The 19,085-nt window shown below is 51.1% G+C and carries 15 protein-coding genes and 1 riboswitch; all 15 genes read right to left on the reverse strand.

Annotated features, from left to right (window positions below):
• Nucleotides 1-114: 114 nt before the first annotated feature.
• On the reverse strand, nt 115-633 hold the full coding sequence (locus tag EKM73_RS04530; protein ID WP_125700793.1) for a hypothetical protein: 519 nt from the start codon (nt 631-633) through the stop codon (nt 115-117).
• 85 nt (nt 634-718) lie between these two features.
• Nucleotides 719-1,552: a hypothetical protein gene (locus tag EKM73_RS04535; protein WP_125700794.1), complete on the reverse strand. Its 834-nt coding sequence runs from the start codon at nt 1,550-1,552 to the stop codon at nt 719-721.
• A 141-nt stretch (nt 1,553-1,693) separates the two neighbouring features.
• A complete protein-coding gene (locus tag EKM73_RS04540) occupies nt 1,694-3,115 on the reverse strand; it encodes a RecQ family ATP-dependent DNA helicase (RefSeq protein WP_125700795.1) in 1,422 nt (473 codons plus the stop codon).
• Nucleotides 3,108-4,148, reverse strand: coding sequence for a helix-turn-helix domain-containing protein (locus tag EKM73_RS04545; RefSeq protein ID WP_125700796.1), 1,041 nt, complete (start codon nt 4,146-4,148; stop codon nt 3,108-3,110). The genes EKM73_RS04540 and EKM73_RS04545 overlap by 8 nt, the downstream gene beginning before the upstream one ends.
• Nucleotides 4,149-4,251: 103 nt before the next feature.
• Entirely contained in the window at nt 4,252-4,833 is a 582-nt protein-coding gene (locus EKM73_RS04550) for an ECF transporter S component (RefSeq protein ID WP_125700797.1), read from the reverse strand.
• A gap of 115 nt (nt 4,834-4,948) precedes the next feature.
• Nucleotides 4,949-5,066: riboswitch (FMN riboswitch) on the reverse strand.
• A gap of 60 nt (nt 5,067-5,126) precedes the next feature.
• Nucleotides 5,127-5,849: a pseudouridine synthase gene (locus tag EKM73_RS04555; RefSeq protein WP_125700798.1), complete on the reverse strand. Its 723-nt coding sequence runs from the start codon at nt 5,847-5,849 to the stop codon at nt 5,127-5,129.
• Complete coding sequence (scpB, locus tag EKM73_RS04560) at nt 5,850-6,458, reverse strand: SMC-Scp complex subunit ScpB (RefSeq protein ID WP_125700799.1); 609 nt, start codon at nt 6,456-6,458, stop codon at nt 5,850-5,852. It abuts the gene before it with no gap.
• The gene (locus EKM73_RS04565; RefSeq protein ID WP_125700800.1) at nt 6,436-7,224 is read right to left on the reverse strand and encodes a segregation and condensation protein A; all 789 of its coding nucleotides are present in this window, start codon (nt 7,222-7,224) and stop codon (nt 6,436-6,438) included. Before EKM73_RS04565 ends, scpB begins: the two co-directional genes overlap by 23 nt.
• Nucleotides 7,178-7,573, reverse strand: a complete 396-nt coding sequence (locus EKM73_RS04570) for an N-acetyltransferase (protein WP_125700801.1) — start codon at nt 7,571-7,573, stop codon at nt 7,178-7,180. The genes EKM73_RS04565 and EKM73_RS04570 overlap by 47 nt, the downstream gene beginning before the upstream one ends.
• A gap of 42 nt (nt 7,574-7,615) precedes the next feature.
• On the reverse strand, nt 7,616-8,512 hold the full coding sequence (xerD, locus tag EKM73_RS04575; RefSeq protein WP_125700802.1) for a site-specific tyrosine recombinase XerD: 897 nt from the start codon (nt 8,510-8,512) through the stop codon (nt 7,616-7,618).
• 11 nt (nt 8,513-8,523) lie between these two features.
• Nucleotides 8,524-9,420, reverse strand: coding sequence for a CvfB family protein (locus tag EKM73_RS04580; protein WP_125700803.1), 897 nt, complete (start codon nt 9,418-9,420; stop codon nt 8,524-8,526).
• 265 nt (nt 9,421-9,685) lie between these two features.
• Nucleotides 9,686-11,443, reverse strand: a complete 1,758-nt coding sequence (pyk, locus tag EKM73_RS04585; RefSeq protein WP_125700804.1) for a pyruvate kinase — start codon at nt 11,441-11,443, stop codon at nt 9,686-9,688.
• Between the two features lie 435 nt (nt 11,444-11,878).
• A complete protein-coding gene (locus tag EKM73_RS04590; RefSeq protein WP_125700805.1) occupies nt 11,879-12,598 on the reverse strand; it encodes a transaldolase in 720 nt (239 codons plus the stop codon).
• A 95-nt stretch (nt 12,599-12,693) separates the two neighbouring features.
• A complete protein-coding gene (gene dnaE, locus EKM73_RS04595; RefSeq protein ID WP_125700806.1) occupies nt 12,694-16,041 on the reverse strand; it encodes a DNA polymerase III subunit alpha in 3,348 nt (1,115 codons plus the stop codon).
• Between the two features lie 255 nt (nt 16,042-16,296).
• On the reverse strand, nt 16,297-18,915 hold the full coding sequence (gene clpB, locus EKM73_RS04600; protein WP_125700807.1) for an ATP-dependent chaperone ClpB: 2,619 nt from the start codon (nt 18,913-18,915) through the stop codon (nt 16,297-16,299).
• Between the last annotated feature and the right edge of the window lie 170 nt (nt 18,916-19,085).

Genomic DNA, 19,085 nt, shown 5'->3' on the forward strand with positions numbered 1-19,085 from the left:
CAACATTTATATAGATTCTTGATATTTTTGAAGAAAGTGTCGTGCTGTCTGAATTAGACATAGCGCTTACTCAAGTTTTACTTATTATACTTCTAAAATGGGTAAATTTGCGTATCACTTAAAGAATGCGATTAGTGAGATAATCGCTCCAAAAAAGGATACAACAACTGTTAATCTATCCTTAGGATTTTGAATTAATACATTCAGAATTTTAATTAAGGCAGACACAATCATTAGCACATTTATCGATAAAGCAAATACAGCGCTCAACACCAAACTATCAATTGAGATAATGGGATCTACTTCTAACATTTCTGATGTCAGAAAGGCAAACAATCCTAACGTAAACACAAATATCAAGAAGTGAGCCAAACTAAAAACATTTCGATTTGCCACATATGCAAAAACCGTAAGTAAAAACATCATTACTCCAGTTGAAACAAAACTGACTCCAAAAGAAGTATGAATATTTTTAACTAATATTTCCTCAAAATTCCAATTTTCAATAGCTGCTATCCCGTAAAAAACCATCATTACACTAAAAGAAAGCGCTATGTAGACAAACGCAGTAACCAGTCTCGTTTCATATTTTCCTTTAAATATTCTCTTTGTTAAATCCATTTCATCATTCATCTTCTCCTTCAACCTTATTTAAACTCATAAAAAGTCTCAAAATAAGCCCTGGTGTAGCCTAGAAGAATACAATCAATCAGCAAATCTACGTTGTTTTACCATTGCTACTTTCCGCACTATGCAGATTATTTTCTTTCAACACTCTTCGAGCCCTAGAACGTTCCAGTATAGTTTTGTTCTTGTCACGTTTGATTCCGAATACAAGTTCATCTACAGCTTCGTCTTTATCATCCCAAATTTTTTCCTTTTTTAACATATTTTCATTATAAACATTAAATGTTTTCAAATCGTTCTCAGTAAAATTGAAAAATTCAAAGTCCGTATCTGCATTATCTTTGAGATTGTTAACTTTCAGTATTTCTTGATGGTACTCTTTTTTTAAATTTCTCCCCCACGTATATTTTGGAATTAATACTCTTTTTTTCCCAAAGACAAATACCACTTTACCAAATTCATCAACATTGGTTTTAAAATAGACTGTTAATTTCCGAAGTGGTCTGACCCCTTCAAAATCAAGAAGAAATTTTTCATTAACAATGCTCCCAGAGTATAGATAATCTTGTGCTTGTTTATTCGATTCAGCAATCATAAGTACATCTAGTGCTGGAATATCACCTCTAACTTGAATTAACGGATATGTTCTATAATATTTTTTAAAATCCCAAGAATTAGACTTCGAAAGCGCACGGTCTCCGGCTTGAATTGCATTTTTAAAATAGAAGTTAAACCTCGGACGCTGATTCATTCTAAATTGTGCAACTTGAATTGAAACTTGATACAATACTCCCCAGAAAGCAAGCAACGCACCGATTGCAGAGAGAAACTGAATTAAATCAGATTCTCCCAACTGGTCTAAACCAATACCACCAAGAAATATTCCGATAATAAATCCTATAGCTGTTTGAAAAATCCTCTTCATACAATAATTTGCCTCCTCAAATGAATAACGCATGCTAAAAAGTATCAGTACTCTAATAGCGTCAGTCCGAATGAGATGTGTCTTGCTAAGTCAAAAGAATATTTGCAACCATACCAGCTAGTCGAATTCTCTAAAATCTTCTTAAAATAACCGCCGTAGTCGCGCAACCCAGTCTCCATTCGGAGCTACCGGGTCAGATTTATGTGACGCCAGTAAGCCTAGTTGGTCGAGATCCAGGGGCATCCCCGCCGGTGAACAGCACCGCTCATGATGTGCCGGACTCTGCTCGTCAAACGCCGCAAGCCAATTCTGCCGCAAACAGTGCGGTTCGCGCACGTACTTCAACATCTGGGCCAGCGCCCTGTTCCGTTCTCGTTCTCGGCGACTGAACAGGCTGATGACTGCCGTCTCACTAATGCCATGCCGTTTGTAGAATGCCAATAGTGCAATCGCCGCATCATCCTCGCTGAATGCCTGTGGTCGTGCGTAGTACCGATGAATCGTCTCCGGTTCGGGTCGATTGGCCTGTCCCAGCATCAAAGGGAGCTGTTCATCCCCGCTGGCATAAAGCAGAATAGCCACACTCGGCAGACCATCCCGTCCGGCACGCCCAATCTCCTGCGCATAGCTCTCAAAGTCCGCCGGTAAATGATAATGAATGACGTAGCGGACATCATTCTTATCGATGCCCATCCCAAACGCGCTGGTCGCACAGATCACGTCGAGTTGCCCCGCCATGAACTGTTGCTGAATCTTGAAGCGGTCCTCACTACTCAGTCCCGCGTGATAGGCCGCCGCCTTCACGCCGGTCTGCTGCTGAAGCGCTAACGCCGTATCATCGGCCTGCTGCTTACTGGAAAAGTACACCACGCCCGGGCCCTGTAGCTGACCGACCAACGTCGTCAGGCGTTCCTGTTTTTCCGACTCATCAGCGACTTGTTCCACATCGAGAAAAATATTGGGCCGATCGACAGACTCCGCCACGATTTCTGGCTGACTCCGCAACTGTTTGGCGATCTCCTGTCGCGTGGTCTGGCCCGCCGTTGCCGTCAGCATCAACGTTAGTGGCTGCTGCAACTGCGTACGAATGGCTCCCAGCAGCAGATATTCCGGTCGAAAATCCGGGCCCCACTGCACGATACAGTGGGCCTCGTCAATCACCAATAGACTCAGCTGAATCTGCTTCACCTGCGCCAGCATCTGCGGTTGCGCCAACATTTCCGGTGACATGAAGAGAAACTGATATTCCCCGAGGTGGCGCATGATTACTTGCCGCTCCGTATAGCTCGTCAGCGAGTTAATCGCGGCCGCCCGTTTAAATCCCGCCATACGCATCCGATTGACCTGATCGTTCATCAGCGACAGCAGAGGGGAGATAATCAGCACACATCCCGGATGACGATACCCATACAGCTGATAGATCAACGTCTTACCAGCACCGGTCGGTAGAACGGCCAAGGTGTCCTGACCCGTCTCCAGTGCCGTAAGGGCCGCTTGCTGACCCTCTCTAAATTTTGTAAAGCCAAATACCTTTTCTAAACTTGTCGTTAAGGGCTCAAGCATCCCCCACACCTCGCTTATCACACCAAATGGCATAGAGTCGAAAATCAAAAAATGTGTAACGATCCTGAAGTTCCTGCGGTAACGCCGTATACTGCCAGGCATCGATTGGCCCCGTCAGCTGTGACGCAAACGCTGTGCGCATGGCTGGCGTCAATAACCAGTCATAGGGAAACTGCGCTAACGGTAATAGAATCGCCGCCTCCAGTAAATGCTCGCGCGCCGTCCCCGGCTTGATCTGCCGCACCGAGGCAATCTGTGCCACACTCCGTCCCTGCGACACCGCCGCTAGAGTCTGCTGTGCACTGCGCGTGACCGGCGACTGCCACAGGGAGCGAAATAGTGGGCGCAATGGATGATCAGCATCTCGGGCGTCCTGCGCGATCTGCATGACCCCGTCAAACTGCATCAACGTCACCGTCCACGCGGTCCGTTGCTGACTTAACGCCAGCTGATCTGCCGTCAGCCCCGGCTGGCCATAGCCCGTGAATAAGTCCGTGACGACACCAGCCGTGACTGGGGGTAGCTTTTCAAGGCTACTTTTTAACACATCGAACAGTTGTTCTGGCAGCTGAGAACTCTTACTTTGATGGAACCAGTTCCGCACCGCCTGACGCGTCTCCAGATCCGTCGCCAAGGGATAATAGCGCTTGGCCGAATGGGCATACTGGCTAACGACCTGCACCGCCAGTAAGAGCCGTTGGCGAGCGGCCAATAGATTCAACATCCCCCAATTGGCCCACGTCTGCGGGTGCTCGGCATGCGCTGCCTGTTCAGTGGCACCCGCTGCGGTCAAACGGATCTGATCGGGTGTCTCACCGGTCTCGGCCCATCCCCGCTTAATCAACGCCTGTGCTGGAGCGTCTAGGGCTCCCCGCAGCATTTTCTTATCCAAGGCAATCAGATAGAGTAACCGGTAGCGCAGTCCCCAGTACAGTGTCGACACCGTCTTCTTCTCCCGCAGGAGGTTCTCAATCACCCGTAAACGGCGAAACTGTTGCTGATCCAGTAAGGCTAATAAGTCCGCCGCTTCCATGGCTACGCATCCCTTCCGTAATAAGTCTGCACCTAGTTTACCATACGAAAAGGGCTGACAGTCTGCCAGCCCTCCATTTCAAGACAATTCATGATTGCATCATTTATGATAGCGTGTGCTTCCGTAGCCCGGGCGCCATTCGCCGATTCAGTAGAATGAACAGAACCCCTAGGACGATCCCCTTGATCAGGTTAAACGGAATAACCCCGAATAAGATGAGCTTATTGACGGGTAAGCCCAATGACATCCCCCACACCTTAAGATACAGGGGCGTGATCACCCACCAGTTGGCGAGGGATAACACGATTGTCAAACTCAAGGTCCCCACAATGACTGCGACTACCTGACGCTTGAACGTCCACTCGTGACGCCGTAACACGGCACTGATGGGCAGTACCAACGCGAGGTCGGCAATGAATGCCGTCAGTACCCCGATAAAGTTGACGATATCTAACCCAGTCGTGACGAAGTACAACAACTCCTTAATCGCAGCAATCGTAATCGCCCCCGCAGGACCAAAGACCCCTAACCCAATCAACACGACCAGGTCACTCAAATCAAGCTTCATGTACGGCACGATGGGAATGATGGGAATCGACACGAACATCAAGATATAGGAGACTCCGGCAAATAACGCCATCTCGACCATAGCGCGAACGCTTAACCCCTTATGACTACTTTCCATGAGACTAATTCCTCCTTGCGGCCATCTCAGTGACGCGACCCACGAAAAAAGGCCTCGCCACAGAAGAGCAAGACCTTGGAGTTTACGTCAAAATTAAGCTACGCAAAAAGCAACGTCTCATCTTCTGCATACCAGACTATACTGTCGGTTTCGGAGTTGCACCGAATCAACCGCTCGCGCGGGTCGCGGACTTTACCGCCGGTCGGGAATTACACCCTGCCCTGAAGATGAACCATAAATTTTTAGTACACCTTTAATGTACTAAACGAACCAACGTCTGTCAACGATTTACCTCAGGCTAAACCGGTCAACCGACGAAGTTCTTTGACTTCCTCCGGCTTCAGGTTACGTGCATCGCCGGGTTGGAGCCCCTTGAGCGTCAAGAAACCATATTCTTCACGCTTTAACTTCTCAACGGGACAGCCAATGGCATTCAGCATTTTCTTAACCTGATGATTCTTGCCTTCGTGAATCGTTAACGAGACAATGGCAATTTTCTTCTTCTCGTCGGTACTGATGATCTTAGCCTTGGCTGGGGCATACTTGATTTCATCGACCGTGATGCCCTGACGCAATTCGCGCAACGCATCGTTCGTTGGAATCCCCGTGACCCGAGCCACGTAGGTCTTCTCAACTTCATACTTCGGATGCGTCAACCGATTGGCGAGTTCGCCGTCGTTGGTCAACAGGATCAATCCTGAGGTATCATAGTCCAACCGACCCACTGGGTAGACCCGTTGGCTAACGTTTTCGACCAAGTCGACCACCGTCTTACGACCCTTTTCATCATTAGACGTGGAAATCACGCCCCGTGGCTTATACAGCATCACGTAAGCAGGCGCTTCGGTAGTGATTGGGACACCATCCACGAGAATCTTATCGTGCACGCCGACCTTGGTCCCCAATTCCGTCACAACGCTGCCATTGACCTTGACGCGGCCGCTCATGATTAATTTTTCTGATTGACGCCGTGAAGCCACGCCATCATGTGCTAAAACTTTTTGTAGTCGTTCCATTTACGTTTCATCTCCTGTTTCTCCTGATTGGTTCAGTTGCTGGTTAAAGGCCTGCAAGAACAAGTCGCCGCCATCCCCATCGCCTTGTTCGCTGGGATTAGCCGCAGCGGGTAACGGTGGTAATTCGGTGAGCTGCTTTAAGCCGAAATAGTCGAGGAAGTAGGCGCTGGTCCGGTAGAGCTTGGGCCGTCCCGGTTCATCGAGACGCCCGGCATCTTCTACCAGCCGGCGCAAGACCAATTTCTGCACGGTGGATGCACTCTGGACCCCACGAATCTCATCGACTTCGATCCGTGTAATCGGTTGACGATACGCAATGATCGCCAACACTTCCAGTGAAGCCGGTGAGAGGCTCGTGCTCAAGGGGTTCTCGAAGTACCGCTTGATCAAGTCGCCTGCCGCTTCCTTCGTGACTAACCGATAGGTGGTATCGTTGACCATCAACTCCAACGCCGAGTCCTGGTCAGCCGCATACTTCTGGGCCAGCCGTTCCAAAGAGGCTAGAATTGCCGGTCGCAATAATCCCGTAGCCGCCGCTAAGTCGGCGACCGTGATGCCTTCGTCACCGCTGACGAATAATAAACTTTCAATCTGTGCTAGGGGTGACATCCGTGGGATACCTACCTTTCAACCGTAAAAAATTAATCTGCAAGGGCACTAAGCGACTGACCTGCTGTAAGGCGACCTGGCGCTGCCGGGCGAGCTCTAGGACGGCCAAAAAGGTCGTGACGATCTCATCGAGCACCGGCGTCTGCCCCAGCAACTTCTCAAAGCTGACCGGACCCTTACTGTGCGCCAAGCGCGTCAGTACCGTTTGCATCTGTGCTTTAATCGTATAGTGTTCCTGCTGAATACTCTGGGTGACCGGCTTGGCCACCATAGCGCGATGAATCAGCTTGGCCAGTGCGGCCTGTAGATCAGCTGGTTCAATGCCTGGGGCCACCGACAAGGCCACCGAATCCGGCACCGCCATGGCGGGGCGGGTAAAGTGTTGTTGACGCGCCTGCGCCCGTTCCTTAAGCACCTGCGCCGCTTGCTTATAGCGCTGATACTCCAGCAACTGATTGACCAGGTCTTCCCGGGGATCACTCATGTCATCCTCATCGCTGGGTTCCAGCGTCTGGGGCTTCGGCAACAAGAGCTTGGCCTTGATGGCCATCAAGTTCGCCGCCATCACAAAGTATTCCCCAGCAATGTCGAGGCGTAGCGTCTGCATCTGATGCAGGTAATCCAGATACTGACTGGTAATGGTTGCAATGCGGATATCGTAAATATCCATCTCGTTGGTTTTAATTAGATGTAACAGTAGATCCAGTGGGCCTTCAAAATCACTGACCTGAATCAGCGGTTGCCCGGTTGCTGTGGCTTTGTCCATGGTGATACTCCCATTTTGCAATAGTCTTGGCCGTGGAGAGGGTCCCCATCAGCCGTTTGTTTGGTAGTGTCGTAGCGAGTTGATCCAACAACTGCCACGTGTTTTCAATGACATCCTTATCCGGCATCAATGTAATCAGCCGCACGATCAGGTAGTTCCCCTGAACCTGCGTCCCCACGACACCGGCAAAGTCATCGTACGCATCCTTCCACAGGTAGAGCGTCCGGTCGGTGCCGCCCTGATACCAGGCCAGTTCCCGCTGCAGCCGGTCCCAGTCCTTAAAACTCGGCATCAGGCTCAGTAAGCCCATGGCGATCTTCTGATAATCGCTACGATATTTCAATAACATGGTTTACCTCCGTTTAATCGTCTCCACACACGCTACAATTGGCTAGGCTCGGGGATGATACTGATCATAGACCGAAACCAGCCGCTTCTTAGAAATGTGCGTGTAGATCTGCGTCGTCGTAATGTCCGCGTGTCCCAAGAGTTCCTGCACCACCCGCAAGTCCGCCCCGTTCTCCAAGATATGGGTGGCAAACGAATGCCGCAGGGTGTGGGGCGTCACGTCCTTTTGAATGTCAGCTAGCGCCACGTAATGCTTAATTTTCTGCCAAATGGCCTGCCGTGACAGTCCACCGCCGTGCGCATTGAGAAAGAGATAGGGACTGGTCCGTTGTTTCAATAGGACCGGCCGGCTGTGCGCCAGATACCGGTTGATCCAGTCGGTCGCCACGTCCCCAATCGGAATAATGCGTTCCTTATCGCCTTTACCCAGCGTCTGAATCAGGCCCATCTCAAGGTGTAGGTCGGCCAGCTTCAAGTGAACCAGCTCGCTGACCCGCAGCCCAGTCGCGTACATCACTTCCAGAATGGCGCGGTCACGCAGACCGTATTTGTTCGCCGTATCCGGCGTAGCTAGTAACCGATCGACCTCGGCCACCGTCAGTACCGCCGGCAAATGTTCTGCGTGCTTGGGTGCGGCGATGTTTGCCATCGGGTTGTCGGTCAGCTGATGCGTTTGCACCAGATAGCGATAAAATTTTCGTAAAGCTGACACGGCATGAATCACAGAATTTCGCGATTTTCCACTGGCCGTCAGCGCGCTCAGGTAGTTCATGACCGTCAGTCGGTCGACTTTGAGAAAGCTTGTGAGCTGCTGTTCGGTCAGATACGCCTCAAAGTTATGGAGTTCTTGGGTGTAACTCGTCACCGAATTCTTGGCCAATCCCTGCTCCACGGTAAGGTAGTGCGCAAAGTCCAGCGTCTGATCTGCCAATTCGGTCATGAGCATACCTCCTAGTCTTGGGTCTCCTCAGTCGTGTCGGTGGCTTCAGTCGGCACTAACCAGAGTTGCCCATCGTGTTGCGTGATTTTCCGGGCCTTCAAGAGGTGCCCGATGGCCCGCTTGAATTGACCCTTGCTGATCCCAAAGTAAGCCTTGATAGCGGCTGGATCACTCTTGTCGCTGAAGTCCAAATGGCCGTCCTCACTGTGTTCCAGTGCGGCTAACAGCATCGCTGAATCGTCATCAATGGCTTCGTACGTCCGTGGACGTAGGGATAGGTTCAACGTCCCATCGTCGTGGACCCCGATAACTCGTGCATGGAGTTCTTCACCTAAGCGGGGTTCGCGTTCCCGTTCGGATGGGTGAATGAATCCTAATTCGTAATGATCGGTCATCACCCGCGTGCCGACCAGCTTCAGTTGATACGAGCGGGCAATCACGTTGGAGTTCTGCAGGATCTTCTTGGCGGGTTGGGCAATGGCGGCATAAATGTCACCGTCGGCCAGCACACCCCAAAGCCGCTGCTTGGCATCTTCACGCAAAGCAATCAGCAGGCGGTCGCCCTGTTGGGGCCACAATTCCATCATGTCTGGCAGGTCATCCAAGGAAACCACAATATCCTTGTTAGGCAAGCCAACATCGACAAAAACCCCTAACGTCCGTTGCGTCCGAACAACCGTCCCGAAGCCATAGTGATCGACTTGAACTTGTGGTGCGTCCCGTGTGATCTGCATTTCGTGATTTTCATTTTCATAGGTAAACCCTTTGAAGTTTGACCCTAATTTTAAAGGTTTCTTGATTTCTGATTTGTCCAGCCGAAAGGTCGTTCCGGCAATCTGAACGTAGTAATCATTTTCATTTTCATCGGTAACTTTTCCCGCGATGACGCGGCCTAATAGTTCTTCCATAATCTCCTCAATTCTACTGGTTTCCCAGTCAACCGTTCAAAAGTGTCTAACCTTTATTTTACACGGAAACCGCCCAACTAGCGAGAGTTATTCTTTACAAATTTACTTATGACGCCTGTCACGCCATTACCGTCACCCGTGATGTCCGAAACGACAGGTAACAATCCCCGCGTAGCAACGCTTTCGAGCAGTCTAATTCCTCCATAAGCCACAAAAAACGGACCCCCGACAGAGGGTCCGTTTTTAATAACAGGTTTATCTCGTATTAAAGCGCGTTGGAAGCACCGTGGTAAACGATACCGCGACGTGAGTCAACGGTGATCAATTCGCCATCGGAGATCTTTTCGCTGGCACCAGTAGCGCCAACGATAACAGGAATCCCCATGGAAATCCCAACAACAGCCGCGTGAGAAGTCAACCCACCGTTTTCAACGATAACGGCGCTAGACTTTTCGATAGCTGGCAAGTAGTCCTTGTCGGTGTTCTTGGCAATCAAGATACCACCTTCAACAACCTTTGCATTTGCGTCAGCAGCGGAGTTTGCGATAACGGCCTTGCCGATTACCGTGTCATCACCGACACCTTGGCCTTGAACTAACTTTGAGCCGATCAATTGGATCTTCATCAAGTTAGTCGTGCCGCGTTCGCCAACGGGAACACCGGCAGTGATTAAGATCAAGTCGCCTTCCTTGGCCAAACCAGTTTCAACGGCCTTGGCAGCAGCTAAATCAAACATTGCGTCAGTGTTAGCAGGCTTTTCGGTAACGATTGGGTATACACCCCAGTTAACCATCAAGCCACGACGAGTACGGTCGTCAAAGGTAACAGCTAAGATATCAGCATTTGGGCGGTACTTAGAAATCATCTTTGCAGTGTAGCCGGATTCCGTAGCAGCAACGATGGTCTTAACGCCCAATTCGTTAGCAACACGGGCAACGGAAGCACCAATGGATTCAGTAACGTCACCGTTATCGAAGTCCAAGTTGTCACGGCCAAATTCTGCCAAAGCATTTTCAGCCTTGATGTCAATCCGGTTCATAGTTGCAACGGATTCTACAGGGTATTCACCGTTAGCACTTTCACCAGAAAGCATGGTTGCGTCAGTACCATCAAAGACGGCGTTGGCAACGTCAGAAGCTTCGGCACGCGTAGGACGTGGGTTTTCTTGCATGGAGTCCAACATTTGGGTAGCAGTAATAACTGGCTTGCCTAAGATGTTACACTTCTTGATCAAAGCCTTTTGTACCAAAGGAACGTTTTCCGTAGGAATTTCGACACCCATGTCACCACGAGCAACCATCAAACCATCGGAAACCTTGATGATGTCATCAAAGTTGTTGATTCCTTCTTGGGATTCGATCTTAGGGAAGATTTGGACATGTTCCATGTGCTTTTCTTCGAGGAGTTCACGGATGTCCATGACATCTTGTGGCTTACGAACGAATGAAGCAGCGATGAAGTTGATTTCGTGGTCCAAACCAAAGCGAATGTCATCGGAGTCCTTTTCAGTGATCCCAGGTAAGTTGATGGAAACGCCAGGAGCGTTAACACCCTTACGGGAACCTAAGACACCATCGTTTTGAACCTTAACAACTAATTCCTTAGTTGCGTCATCTTTGGATTCAACGACAGTATCTAATAAACCATCATCGAATAAGACGTGGCCGCCTTCGTGGACATCGTCGAATAAGCCAGGGTAAGTAACAGCGATCTTTTCCTTGGTTCCTTCGAGTGAGTCATCCATGGAGATCCGGAATACGTCGCCGGTATGGAAGTCAAGCTTGCCACCCTGTTCAACAGTCGTCCGAATTTCGGCACCCTTAGTATCTAACATGATACCAACGGTCTTACCAGTAATCTTTTCAGCCTTGTGGACCTTTTCCAAACGGTCTAAATGTTCTTCATGGTCACCGTGTGAAAAGTTGAACCGGAAGATGTTGGCGCCAGATTCGATTAATTTAACAATCGTATCAACGTCAGTACTTGCAGGACCAAGGGTACTTACGATCTTGGTTTTCTTCATTAGAAAAATCTCTCCTTTAGAATTGGCCGAAGCAGTCCGCCCATCTCGTTAAAAATTGGCATGCCAAAAGTTTCGGCTCAAATTTGATTCCAAAATTATTCTATCACTTTTGAAATTTAATGTCTGCTATGTTTATCGATTTTTCGACACTTTGTACACAATTTCTCAAAGTAAGCGTTTTCCCTTGCCTGCCGGCACTGAAAACCCACAGAAATCGATTTGTTTTATAACCAATCAGTTATTGAAAAAATAATTGTCGATTTATTTTGGCCACGCAAAAATAGCAGACAATCCGAACACTTTTGAGACAAAATCTCTCTGTTCAACTAAAAAGAGGTCAGCTCGTGCTCACATCAGAACACAACACTCGCTTCTCTTAAAATCAATTTTTAAACTATTTTGACACAATATTTAGCCACAGGCAAAAACCAGTGTCTATCCAACTTCAACTGGAATCGTGAAGCCCAATTCGGCGATGTCTTGGTCAAAGGTCTTAACCGTGTCAACGGAGACTTGAAAGGCATCCTTACCAAACTTGTCCAGCTTGTTCAAGATCTTTGGGGGCACAGTGATGATGTCACAGCCGGTCTCGTTGGCTTGAATCACGTTAATTGATTCACGCGTACTAGCCCACAGAAGTTCCACATTAGCCTTCGCGTGGCAGAGCTCTGCTGACTGCTTCATCATTGGCATTGGGTCGACACCGGTGTCGGCGATCCGACCGGCGAATACGGACACGATGCCGCCAGTCTTCGGGTTCAACGCATCCACCGCTAGCTTAACCTCTTGTAACGTCGTAATAGCAGTCACGTTGACCTGGACCCCAGCATCGGAAAGCGCCGTGATCACAGCCGTGTTGTCATCTCCGCTGGCCCGAATAATCGGGACCTTAACGGCAACGTGTTTGCCCAACGCTGCGAGCACCTTAGCTTCAGCTAACATCCGTTCCGGCGTGTTGCCGAAAACTTCGAAACTGATCGATTGGTCGGGGAACGTTGCAACGGCTTCCTTGGCGAAGGCCAGGTAATCCGTGATTCCGGCAGCCTTCATCAAGCTAGGATTCGTGGTGAAGCCTTCGACGAGTCCCTTCGCCGCAACCGCCTTCATGTCGGCCAACTTGGCCCCATCGGAATAAACTTTAACGTTTAATTTCATTAAAAAATACCTCCAAAGTAGAATATCTCGTTCATTGGTATATATAATACAGAACTTGGTATAAATAGTCTAGAGGTATTTTTCAATAAATTGGTCTATCCATTTTCGTAGACAACATTGCCAGCACCCATTAGGCGCTCTAACGCTGCTTTTAAGGCCACATCTGCTCGTAACCATTGTGTCTTAGGCAACAATCGTTTTTGATCGGTCTGCGGTTGATACACGATTACTGGGACCGGTCCCGCGTTCACCGTCAGAAATTGGGCGAGTTGCTGGGCGACCGGCCGCTGGTCGTGATCCGCATCGACCCGAATGAACCAGCGATTCCCTTGCTTGGCCTGTTGCTCACCAGCCGGCTGCAAACTTTCGGCCAGATCTAGTCGGTCGGCCACAATCTGCAGTCCCCGTTGCTGTTCAACTTTGCCCCGAACGACGATGACCTGGTCCGTTTTCAACCACTCACTCACCGTACGATACTGATTAGGAAAAATGGTGATGCTGACATCAGCGGTCTCATCGCTCCCGGTGACAAAGGCCATCGGCTCGCCGCGCTTGGTCCGAATCGTCCGGATCCGCGTGACATAAACGACGACCGTAACCCGGTTGTTCTCCGCCAGGTCACTGATGGTCACGGCATGCAGTCGCTGGGCTAGCGGCCGGTACTGCTCCACCGGATGCCCCGACAGATAGGCCCCCAGCACAGCCTCTTCCTGGGTCAGCTTGGTCATGAGATCCAGGTCAGGCCGATGATCGACCTTAGGTGCCAGCGCAGCAAAGAGCTCGACGTTCCCGCCAGAGAGTTCAACACTGCTGAGAAATTCCGGCAATGCCGCAATCAATTCCGCGCGATTATAGCCGAAGTTGTCAAACGCCCCGGCATAGACCAATGCGTTCAGGAGATCGGCCTTTCGATATTTGTCGGCAATCCGTTGCAGGAACTGATGCAAATCCTGATACGGTCCATTCTCGTGACGGTCAGCCAGTAATTCCCGCAGGAAGTCGCGCCGCACACCCTTGATTGAGCTCAAGCCAAAGATAATGGCCGCGCCACGCAGGTTAAAGTACGCCGACGACTGGTTGATGTCTGGCGGTAAGATGGTGACTCCGTGGCGCTTGGCCTCGGTCAGGTAAAGCTTGGTCTTCTCTGGCACGTTGATCACCGAATTCAACAACGCTGCATAGAACGGTCCCGGATAGTGGGCCTTCAAATATGCCAGCTGAAAGGCTAGCTTGCTATAGGCCACGGCATGGGAGCGATTGAACCCATAATTAGCGAACCGGTCCATGTAAGCAAAGACCTGCTGGGCCGTCTCGGTGGCGTAGCCTAGTTGTTGGGCGCCGCTGACAAACTTCTTCTGCATGGCATCCATAGTCTGCTTCTTCTTTTTACTCATGGCCCGCCGCAACAGATCGGCTTCACCTAACGTAAAGCCCCCCATGGCGCTGGCCACTTGCATGACCTGTTCCTGGTAGACCAGAACCCCATAGGTCGGCCCCAGGATTGGTTTGAGGGCGTCGGCCGCATAGGTCACCTGCTCCTGCCCGTCCTTGCGTTTGATAAAGGTATCGATGTTTTCCATTGGGCCCGGTCGGTACAGGGCGTTGACCGCAGCGACCAGTTCAAAACTGTTGGGTTTTAATTGGCGCAGGACCCGCTTGATCCCAGAGGATTCAAACTGGAAGACCCCGTTGGTTTCCCCCTGTGCAAAGAGCTTGAGGGTCGCCGCGTCATTGAGGTCAATTGCGTTGATATCCAGGACTTGTCCCGTCTGCTTTCTGACTAACGCTAGGGCGTTGGCGAGAATGCTTAAGTTACGTAGACCCAAGAAATCCATCTTTAGTAGGCCGACCGCTTCAACAGTGTCCTTAGGGTACTGTGTCATCAACAGGCTGCCAGCCCCCGGTTGTAGGGGCACGAGATCCGTCAATGGCCCCTGGCTCAACACGATTCCGGCCGCATGGGTCGAATAATTGCGGGGTAAACCTTCCAGCTTGCAGGCGGTCTCATAGAGTAATTTATTTTTATCACTATCAGCCACCAGATTGCGTAGCTTCTGGGACTGCTTATAGGCGTCCGCCAGCGTGATGTGGAACTGGTTGGGAATCGCGGCACTCCAATCACTCATCTGATACGGCGCCATCCCCAAGGCCCGACCGACATCACGCAGAGCCGCCTTAGTGGCCAGCGTCCCAAAGGTGATGATCTGACCGACCCGGGAGTGGCCGTACTTGTCGTGCACGTACTGCAGGACCTGTTCGCGCTTATCGTCCGGAATATCCAGGTCGATATCGGGCATCTGGGCCCGTTCTTCATTCAAGAAACGTTCAAATAACAGATTATAAGTCAACGGATCGACCTCGGTGATTGCCAAGACGTAGGCGACCAACGATCCGGCCGCGGACCCCCGGCCTGGCCCCGTCTGGATGTGGGCCCGGTGCGCGAAGTTCATGACGTCCCAGACAATCAGGAAATAGTCATCAAACCCCATCCGATGAATGGTCCCTAGTTCGCGTTCTAAGCGTTGCTGGTAAGGCTGGCTATCCGCAATGCCATTTGCCGTTAAACGACGCTGCAACCCCTCTTGACACAGCTGACGCAGATAACTCTGGGAGTCCTGCTGGTCAGGCGTTGGAAATTGTGGCAGTTGGGGCTGCTGAAACTTCAGCGTCACCTCACACGCCGCGGCTACCTTTTCCGTTGCCGTGATGGCATCCGCCAAACCCGCGTGGGTAAACCGTTCCGCCTCCTCGGCGGCTGGCCGTAGCCAGTGGGTCCCCATAGTCTCCTGCGCGGCCGGTAAGTCTTCGATGACCTCGCCCGCCCCGATTGCGCGGAGAACCGTCACGGCAAAGTGGTCCTCGCGATTCAGGTATTCTACCGGTGCGAGACCCACGAGAGGAACTTGCGTCGCCGTTTGCACCTCTTGTAGCTGTTGCTGGATCGTCGCGTCCAAATCCGGACTGATTCCTACGGCAACATTATCCGGTGCCCACGCCTGTAACTGCTGGACGGTCTTCGTTGCCGCCGCAACATCCCCAATTGCCAGCAGTTTCCCCACTTCGCTATGCAGTGGCGTAATCACACTCAGATGGGTCAGATTAGCCGTCTGTTGGCTAAGATCGACCGGTGCTTCGGCGACCTGATAGGCCGTGGACAGCTGCATGAGCTGTTGGTAACCGGTGAAATCCTTGGCCAAGAAGACCAGCTCACTCGGCTGCGTTGGCTCCCCAATCGCTTGGGTGGTCAGCGTCAGTCCCAAGATTGGCTTAATGCCCGCCGCACGACAGGCGTTGTAGAAGGCCACGACCCCGTACATCACATTTTTATCGGTTAGAGCCAGCGTGGTATAGCCGCGGTCCTTGGCCGTTTGCACCAGGTCGGGGATGCGATTGGTACTCTGTAGCAAGCTGTAGGTACTCATGACCTGTAACGGGACAAACATCCTGTCCACTCCTCTCAACATTATCTTTATCGCTATTATACCAGAAAAATCGCCAAATACTCGTAAGACGAACAAATGTTCTCTGGTCAATTTAGGCACTTTCCCGCATACTCGAAAACACCCAGTAATCAGCCGTAATTGGACGTTACCATGGCAACGTCCAATTACAAAAAGACTGCACTGTTACGGCGCTCAAAGCACCGTGACAGTACAGTCATCGACTCATTTTTTATTCAATTCACTATTAACCCGCAATTAATCCGTCGCTGGAATCGTCTTCGCCTGAAGCTCGTGCGTGAAGGTCAATTGGTCATCCACCACGTCAATTGTAATCAGGCTGTTAACCGGGATATCACCGGCAATCAACTGGCGAGCCAACGGTGTTTCAACGTGCGTCGTGATGAAGCGTTGCAGTGGTCGAGCACCGTACGCCGGCAGGTACCCCTTCTGCGCGATCCAGGCCTGTGCGGCGGGCGTAATCGTAAGATCCAACTGCTGCTCGTGCAACCGGTCGGCGAGATGCCCGACCAACTTAACCACGATCTGTTGAACATCGGCCAACGTCAGTGGCGTGAACATGATGGTGTCGTCGATCCGGTTCAGAAATTCTGGCCGGAAGTGGGCTTGGAGCAATTTCGCCACCTGTTCCTGGGCTGCGGTCGTAATGTGCCCCTGGTCATCGGTTCCCTGCAATAACAGATCGGACCCCAGGTTAGACGTCATGATTAGGATCGTATTCTTGAAGTCAACGGTCCGGCCCTGACTATCGGTCAGCCGGCCATCGTCCAAGACCTGTAGCAACAGGTTAAAGACGTCGGGATGGGCCTTCTCCACTTCATCGAAGAGCACGATGGTATACGGATTACGCCGCACGGCTTCGGTCAGCTGGCCACCTTCTTCATAGCCCACATATCCTGGTGCCGCCCCGACCAACCGGGACACGGATTCCTTCTCCATGTACTCACTCATGTCGATTCGAACCATGTGATCTTCGCTATCAAATAAATTCTCGGCGAGGGCCTTGGCCAATTCGGTCTTCCCAACCCCAGTTGGTCCCAAGAACAGGAAGGACCCGAGTGGCTTGGTGGGATCTTGTAGGCCGGCTCGTGACCGCAGAACGGCATCGGCTACGGCTGAAACCGCTTGGTCTTGACCAACGACCCGGTCGTGCAGACGATCAGCCAGCTTCAGCAGCTTTTCCCGTTCGCCCTGGACCAGCTTCGTCACGGGAATTCCCGTCATCCGACTGACCACGCTAGCGATTTCGTTTTCGGTGACGGACTCGGAGACCAACCAGTCCTGTTGCTGATTCTGTTTTTCCAGGTCAGCCAATTCCTGCTCCAACTTCGGAATCGTGCCGTGCTGGAGTTCGGCAGCCTTATTCAGATCGTATTGAGCCTCGGCGTTTTCCAAATCACGCTTGGCCTTGTCCAGTTCCGTCTTCTTGGTCCCGACACTCTTGATGGCCGTCTTCTCTTGATTCCAACGGGCACTCAGCTTGTCGACCTTTTCCTTGATGTCGGCCAGTTCTTTCGTCAGCTCCTTGAGCCGTGCTTGAGAAGCCGCATCCGTTTCCTGCTTCAACGCGGTCTGTTCGACCTGCATCCGCATCATTTGCCGGCGTTCCTGATCCAATTCGGTTGGCGCGGAGTTCATTTCCACCCGGATAGAAGCCGACGCATCGTCAACCAGGTCAATCGCCTTATCGGGTAAGAACCGGTCGGTCAGATAGCGGTCAGAAAGTTTGGCGGCCGCAATCAGGGCGTTGTCGTGAATCTTAACCCCGTGGTGAATTTCAAAACGTTCACGCAATCCCCGTAAGATGGTGATGGTGTCGTCAATGCTTGGTTCGTTGACCACGACCCGTTGGAACCGCCGAGCCAACGCCTTGTCCTGTTCCAAATACTTGCGGTACTCGTCCAGCGTAGTGGCCCCAATCAGGTGAAGCTCGCCACGAGCCAGCATGGGTTTCAGCAGATTCCCGGCGTCCATGCTGCCTTCGGCCTTACCGGCACCCACGATGTTGTGGATTTCATCGATAAACATGATGATCTGCCCGTCACTCTTGGTGACCTCTTTCAGGACTGCCTTGAGCCGTTCCTCAAATTCACCTCGGTACTTGGCCCCGGCAATCAGGGACCCCATGTCCAGGGAGAAAATCGTCTTGTCCTTCAAGTTGTCTGGCACATCCCCACGAACGATCCGTTGGGCCAAGCCTTCAACGATGGCGGTCTTCCCGACACCGGCTTCCCCGATCAGCACGGGATTATTCTTGGTCTTGCGTGACAGAATCCGAATGACCGACAGGATTTCATCATCCCGGCCAATAATTGGGTCGATCTTGCCACTGCGCATAGCCTTAACGAGGTCAGTCCCGTATTTTTCGAGAGCCTTGTACTGGTCCTCCTGATTCTTAGAGGTGACACGTTCGCCGCTACGCAACTTATCAACGGCGTTACGAACCATCTGTTCCGTGATGCCCTGACTCTTGAGATAATCCGTCAGGTTCTCGCCACCCAGTTGCATCAGGGCGATCAGCACTGTATCGATGGCTAGAAAGTCGTCGCCGTACTTGTTCTTGATGGCGTCGGCCTTCTGCAGTAGGTCGCTCAGGTTATGTGAAAATTCCTGCCCGTACTGAATCCCACTGCCGGAGACCGTACTGATGCCGTCCAGTTCTCGGTCCAATTCACTGTCCATGGCGGTAATGTCCACGCCGGCATTGGCAAAGATCTCGCGACCCAGTTCCCCGGGTTGAATCAAATATTTAAAGAGGTGCGCCACCGTGACCGCTTGGTGCTTGCGGGTCATGGCAATGCGTTGCGCCTCGCTTAACGCACTGGTCAGTGCTTCAGTCATTTTTTCTGGATTCATAGATTGCATCCTCCTCGGTTAAAATTAATTTTGAATTTTTATTATATCGGTTAACAGTTGTCGCCTGCGGCTGTCAGAAATTCCGTCTGCTATGGGCACCGCCTTCAGCCAAAATACGGGCTTCCAGCTCGGTTTGAAGCCTCACAAAGCTCACGTGAGTCTCCAAACAC

The sequence above is a fragment of the Levilactobacillus fuyuanensis genome, from assembly GCF_003946395.1.
GTDB classification, from domain to species: domain Bacteria; phylum Bacillota; class Bacilli; order Lactobacillales; family Lactobacillaceae; genus Levilactobacillus; species Levilactobacillus fuyuanensis.

Bases quoted from the DNA above. Each gene is read 5' to 3' on its own strand.
- EKM73_RS04545 (WP_125700796.1), bottom strand. From the start codon at position 4,148: ATGGAAGCGGCGGACTTATTAGCCTTACTGGATCAGCAACAGTTTCGC.
- EKM73_RS04535 (WP_125700794.1), bottom strand. From the start codon at position 1,552: ATGAAGAGGATTTTTCAAACAGCTATAGGATTTATTATCGGAATATTT.
- clpB (WP_125700807.1), bottom strand. From the start codon at position 18,915: ATGAATCCAGAAAAAATGACTGAAGCACTGACCAGTGCGTTAAGCGAG.
- pyk (WP_125700804.1), bottom strand. From the start codon at position 11,443: ATGAAGAAAACCAAGATCGTAAGTACCCTTGGTCCTGCAAGTACTGAC.
- scpB (WP_125700799.1), bottom strand. From the start codon at position 6,458: ATGTCACCCCTAGCACAGATTGAAAGTTTATTATTCGTCAGCGGTGAC.
- EKM73_RS04565 (WP_125700800.1), bottom strand. From the start codon at position 7,224: ATGGACAAAGCCACAGCAACCGGGCAACCGCTGATTCAGGTCAGTGAT.
- EKM73_RS04540 (WP_125700795.1), bottom strand. From the start codon at position 3,115: ATGCTTGAGCCCTTAACGACAAGTTTAGAAAAGGTATTTGGCTTTACA.
- dnaE (WP_125700806.1), bottom strand. From the start codon at position 16,041: ATGTTTGTCCCGTTACAGGTCATGAGTACCTACAGCTTGCTACAGAGT.
- EKM73_RS04555 (WP_125700798.1), bottom strand. From the start codon at position 5,849: ATGGAACGACTACAAAAAGTTTTAGCACATGATGGCGTGGCTTCACGG.
- EKM73_RS04550 (WP_125700797.1), bottom strand. From the start codon at position 4,833: ATGGAAAGTAGTCATAAGGGGTTAAGCGTTCGCGCTATGGTCGAGATG.
- EKM73_RS04530 (WP_125700793.1), bottom strand. From the start codon at position 633: ATGAATGATGAAATGGATTTAACAAAGAGAATATTTAAAGGAAAATAT.
- EKM73_RS04570 (WP_125700801.1), bottom strand. From the start codon at position 7,573: ATGTTATTGAAATATCGTAGCGATTATCAGAAGATCGCCATGGGCTTA.
- EKM73_RS04590 (WP_125700805.1), bottom strand. From the start codon at position 12,598: ATGAAATTAAACGTTAAAGTTTATTCCGATGGGGCCAAGTTGGCCGAC.
- EKM73_RS04580 (WP_125700803.1), bottom strand. From the start codon at position 9,420: ATGGAAGAACTATTAGGCCGCGTCATCGCGGGAAAAGTTACCGATGAA.
- xerD (WP_125700802.1), bottom strand. From the start codon at position 8,512: ATGACCGAATTGGCAGATCAGACGCTGGACTTTGCGCACTACCTTACC.